This is a genomic window from Magnetospirillum sp. UT-4, from assembly GCF_902729435.1.
Classification (GTDB): Bacteria; Pseudomonadota; Alphaproteobacteria; order Rhodospirillales; family Magnetospirillaceae; genus Magnetospirillum.
The window spans coordinates 1-3,476 of sequence record NZ_CACVCG010000104.1; the positions used below are offsets into that span (position 1 = coordinate 1).

A 3,476-nucleotide genomic window follows, 5' to 3' on the forward strand; every position below is an offset into this window, starting at 1 on the left:
GGGGGGGCGTTGAAGCACCTCGATGACGATGGCATCCGCGTCGTATCGGTCGTCGTTCCCCGGGTCAATTCCCGGGTGTCGTTGAATCCAGCCTGTCTTATAACGACCGTTTCCGAACAGGTCGTTGATCCGCGCAGATGGAGTGTCCAAAAATACGCTTGGCAACTTTTGGACACGTGATATTCTGAACATCCATTTTGAACAGGGTGTTTGGAATGCACACGTTCATCTACGCCCGTGTCTCCACGTCGGGTCAGACGACCGAGAACCAGTTGCTGGAGATTGAACGGGCAGGCTACGAGGCTGATGCCATCTTTGCCGACACCATCAGCGGCAAGGTCCCCGCGATTGAGCGCCCGGAGTTCGCCAAACTGATGGACACCATCAGCCGGACCAGGAAGCCGAAGCGGCTGATCGTCAGCAAGCTGGACCGGCTCGGTCGCGATGCCGTGGACATCCTCGGATCGGTCCGTGCCCTGGAGCAGGCCGGTTGTTCGGTCCGCGTGCTCCAGCTTGGCGATTTGGACCTGACCTCATCGGCAGGCAAGCTCGTGCTCTCGACCCTCGCTGCGGTGGCCGAAATCGAGCGAGACTTCCTGGTAGAACGTACCCAGGCGGGATTGGCCCGAGCCAGGGTCGAAGGAAAGCGGCTTGGACGCCCCAAGGTTACGAATGACGATTCTGTGGAATCCATCCGCAATGCCCTGAGCGGTGGCGTTAGCGTTTCCCAGATTGCCCGAGACCACGGCGTGTCTCGTGCCACCGTCATCCGGGTGCGAGATGGCGAATACGCAGCGTGAGCGGAGCGTGACGACCACCCCAACATCACGATGTTTGTTGCGACCGTTCAATCGTGGTCAGCACCATCAGGGCGGCGTCATAGGCGCGCATGTCGCCGGAGGCCCGCGCACGCTCTACGCACTCGTTGGCGACAGCGACGGCTTGAGTCCCATGGCGAGCGATCAGCCGTTCAGCTTCCTGCTCAATTTCTTCATTCATGTGCAGCGCCAACCGCGATGGTGATGGTCCGTTCCAGGACGATCCCCTGTTCCAGCCCGGCGGCCAACACGACATCTGCAATTGCATCACGTACGGGATCGGGGACGACGATCAGCGCCCGGTTATCACGATCCACGGGCAGGCGGACAGAAACCCGGTAGGCTTCGCGCTCCAGTCTGATGGAGTTGATCTCAATCTCTATCCCGTCAATGTCCACCAGCACATCGGCAAGGGCCAACATCCGTTTGCTGCCTGGGACCGGGGTGATCCGCAGGCATTCACATCTGATATCTGTCGTGCCGCCTACGCCATGGGTCATCGGTTCCGTCCACCCCGTCCCTCGTAAGCTTCGGAATGCCCGGCATGTTTCCGCCAGTTGGCCTCGTATTGGGACGCCATGACGGGATCACGAATGACCAACAGGTTCTCGGCGTTTCGTTCCTGGGCAGCTTTCGTAAAATTGAATGAGCCGGTGATGACGGTGCTTCCATCCAGCACAATAGAGATCGCACATGGCGCGGCCCATGCGCAGAAGCGCCCTATTGCCCGGAAGGTTCTCCAGCCGCGAGATGGTCGATTGCGAGCACAGCGCCCGGCCCGATGGTGATCCAGCGCCATCTTGTACACCGAATCGAGCCGCAGGCCGGTGGCGTCGTTGCCGCCCTCGTATCCGGCGGCGATCATCATCAGCCTGAACCGTATGACCTTGGCCAGCCCATGTCTGGCCTGCCCCGGTGCGCGGGGATCATCCAGGCAAGCGGCCAAGTATCTTCTCGACACCAGCGAGCAGAATTTTCACGGAGATCGGTTTCTCGATAAAGAGATCTACTCCGGCGGCATAAGCCGTATCGGAATTCTTTTCGCCACCCATCCCCGTCACCATAACGATAGCTGTTTTCGGATCGACCCCGTCTACACCGGCTCGGATTCGACGGGTGCATTCCAGTCCATCCATGACATCCATCCGCCAGTCCATGAAGACGATGTCCGTCCCGCCAGTCTGGAGAGCAGAGATGGCCTCGGCACCATTGGCAGCCGAGACGATCTCCTTAATGCCGAGTGACTCTAGAACCACCTGGATGAGTTGTCTCATCTGGGTGTTATCCTCGACGATAACAGCGCGCCCGTGCTTCACGTTCATCCGACATTTCCCAGATAGGCGGACCATCGGCCCCTGATTGACACCAAAATAGCCGATTATCGGCCCAACCGGAAGCCGGAATGCCAAGACGTCAGCGTTCGCCGCAGCATGATTGCCACCTCGACCGCTTCGGGGGTCTCCTGCCACGCGGTTCCAGCCCGTTTCGCAACGTGGCGGGCGCACTTCGCCTGCCGTTCGCCCCGTGCCGACGACATCAGCCGTCAACATGGCGCGGGCTCTCGTGGTCGCAGATCGTCGATCATGTCGAGGATGCACAGGAACAGGTCGCGCGGCACCGCGACCTCGGCCATCTGGAAGATGGCGTAGCGTGCGTGGGCGATCACCTTCGCGCCGATCTTGACCACCTTCTCGCGGATGGTGGTCAGCGACCAGCTTGGGGATTGGTCGCGCGAGCGCCTATCGCGCGCTTGGGGCCGGGAGGTGATCAGTTTTCGTGCTGAGTGAGACCTCCTGCGTGGGCTTCGGCTTCGGCTTCGGCTTGGGCTTCGGCTTGGGCTTCGGCGTTCTGGGGGCAATTATCTCGGCGTAGCGCATGGTATTCTCCTGGTTGGACGCACCTATTTATCCAGGCCGGACCCTCGATGACCGCTGATCCCACCGCCCTCGCCGTATGCGGCCACTATGAGATCAACCAGACGGTCTGGGACTTCGCGGCAACGCATATGATCTTGATCACCGACCCAGAGAGCACGGGGCCGGACAGCCCGGCTGGGGTCACGATGCTGCGATTGGAGTTCCATGACGTCACTGCTTTAACCGACGTGACGTCTCTCGCGCTCCAGGGCGGTGTGGTGTTGCCAACCCGCGAGCATGTTCTCGCCGCTCTCACCTTTGCCGCTGAGATGCCAGCAGAGGCCCGCCTGTTGGTGACCTGCGGCGCAGGCATCTCGCGATCAACGGCGATTGCCTTGACGCTGCTGGCGCAAGCAATGCCGGGGCGGGAAGCCGACGCAGTCACGAGGTTGCACAGGATTCGATCCGGTGCGCGCCCCAATCCGCTGATCGTGCAATATGCTGATGACGCATTGGGGCTGGGCGGACGGTTGGTCGGCGCAATTTGCGGTTTAGGATGAGCGCGAGGAGGTAACCTGACCCGTCCCGCCGCCCGTGTTCTGGCGCATCCTCGAGGGCCGCAAGCGGTCCCCGAAACACTCTGCCTACCAGGGGCGATATAGGCAGCCTTCATTGGCGCGCATCGGTTGTCTCGCTGACTAAATGCCGGTACATTTTGGCGCACCTTCCGAGGGGGATGCTGAACCATGTCCGCGCGCCGGTCATCCAAGCTTTCGCGCCAGGAGATCGCCGTCATTAACCC

7 protein-coding genes and 2 pseudogenes are annotated in these 3,476 nt (G+C 60.9%); 3 read left to right on the top strand and 6 right to left on the bottom strand.

Features of this window, described 5'->3' with window-relative positions; genetic code table 11:
* The coding region (locus MTBUT4_RS19320; RefSeq protein ID WP_217424182.1) for a hypothetical protein at nt 1–180 on the top strand (180 nt) is incomplete at its 5' end.
* 35 nt (nt 181–215) lie between these two features.
* Nucleotides 216–800: a recombinase family protein gene (locus tag MTBUT4_RS14305; protein WP_173980372.1), complete on the top strand. Its 585-nt coding sequence runs from the start codon at nt 216–218 to the stop codon at nt 798–800.
* A 25-nt stretch (nt 801–825) separates the two neighbouring features.
* On the opposite strand, the gene MTBUT4_RS14310 is transcribed toward MTBUT4_RS14305, so the two are convergent.
* The 6 genes and pseudogenes from MTBUT4_RS14310 to MTBUT4_RS14330 form a co-directional block, all read right to left on the bottom strand.
* Nucleotides 826–999: a hypothetical protein gene (locus MTBUT4_RS14310; RefSeq protein WP_173980373.1), complete on the bottom strand. Its 174-nt coding sequence runs from the start codon at nt 997–999 to the stop codon at nt 826–828.
* Nucleotides 992–1,240, bottom strand: coding sequence for a hypothetical protein (locus MTBUT4_RS14315; RefSeq protein ID WP_173980374.1), 249 nt, complete (start codon nt 1,238–1,240; stop codon nt 992–994). The genes MTBUT4_RS14310 and MTBUT4_RS14315 overlap by 8 nt, the downstream gene beginning before the upstream one ends.
* A 74-nt stretch (nt 1,241–1,314) precedes the next feature.
* On the bottom strand, nt 1,315–1,497 hold the full coding sequence (locus tag MTBUT4_RS19575; protein ID WP_254434871.1) for a phospholipase D-like domain-containing protein: 183 nt from the start codon (nt 1,495–1,497) through the stop codon (nt 1,315–1,317).
* A pseudogene (locus MTBUT4_RS19580) lies at nt 1,463–1,764 on the bottom strand (transposase); the annotation flags it as partial. The pseudogene MTBUT4_RS19580 and the gene MTBUT4_RS19575, both read right to left, overlap by 35 nt.
* The gene (locus MTBUT4_RS19915; protein ID WP_371737958.1) at nt 1,745–2,368 is read right to left on the bottom strand and encodes a response regulator; all 624 of its coding nucleotides are present in this window, start codon (nt 2,366–2,368) and stop codon (nt 1,745–1,747) included. The pseudogene MTBUT4_RS19580 and the gene MTBUT4_RS19915, both read right to left, overlap by 20 nt.
* Nucleotides 2,362–2,547: pseudogene (locus tag MTBUT4_RS14330) on the bottom strand (IS1380 family transposase); the annotation flags it as partial. The gene MTBUT4_RS19915 and the pseudogene MTBUT4_RS14330, both read right to left, overlap by 7 nt.
* A gap of 195 nt (nt 2,548–2,742) precedes the next feature.
* On the opposite strand from MTBUT4_RS14330, the gene MTBUT4_RS14335 reads away from it, so the two are divergent.
* Nucleotides 2,743–3,234 (top strand): tyrosine phosphatase family protein, encoded by a 492-nt coding sequence (locus MTBUT4_RS14335; protein WP_173980377.1) that lies wholly within the window; start codon nt 2,743–2,745, stop codon nt 3,232–3,234.
* Nucleotides 3,235–3,476: the final 242 nt, after the last annotated feature.

What these genes read in the sequence shown, in the direction of transcription:
- MTBUT4_RS14305 (WP_173980372.1), top strand. Translation starts at nt 216, where the DNA reads ATGCACACGTTCATCTACGCCCGTGTCTCCACGTCGGGTCAGACGACC.
- MTBUT4_RS14310 (WP_173980373.1), bottom strand. Translation starts at nt 999, where the DNA reads ATGAATGAAGAAATTGAGCAGGAAGCTGAACGGCTGATCGCTCGCCAT.
- MTBUT4_RS14315 (WP_173980374.1), bottom strand. Translation starts at nt 1,240, where the DNA reads ATGTTGGCCCTTGCCGATGTGCTGGTGGACATTGACGGGATAGAGATT.
- MTBUT4_RS19915 (WP_371737958.1), bottom strand. Translation starts at nt 2,368, where the DNA reads ATGTTGACGGCTGATGTCGTCGGCACGGGGCGAACGGCAGGCGAAGTG.
- MTBUT4_RS14335 (WP_173980377.1), top strand. Translation starts at nt 2,743, where the DNA reads ATGACCGCTGATCCCACCGCCCTCGCCGTATGCGGCCACTATGAGATC.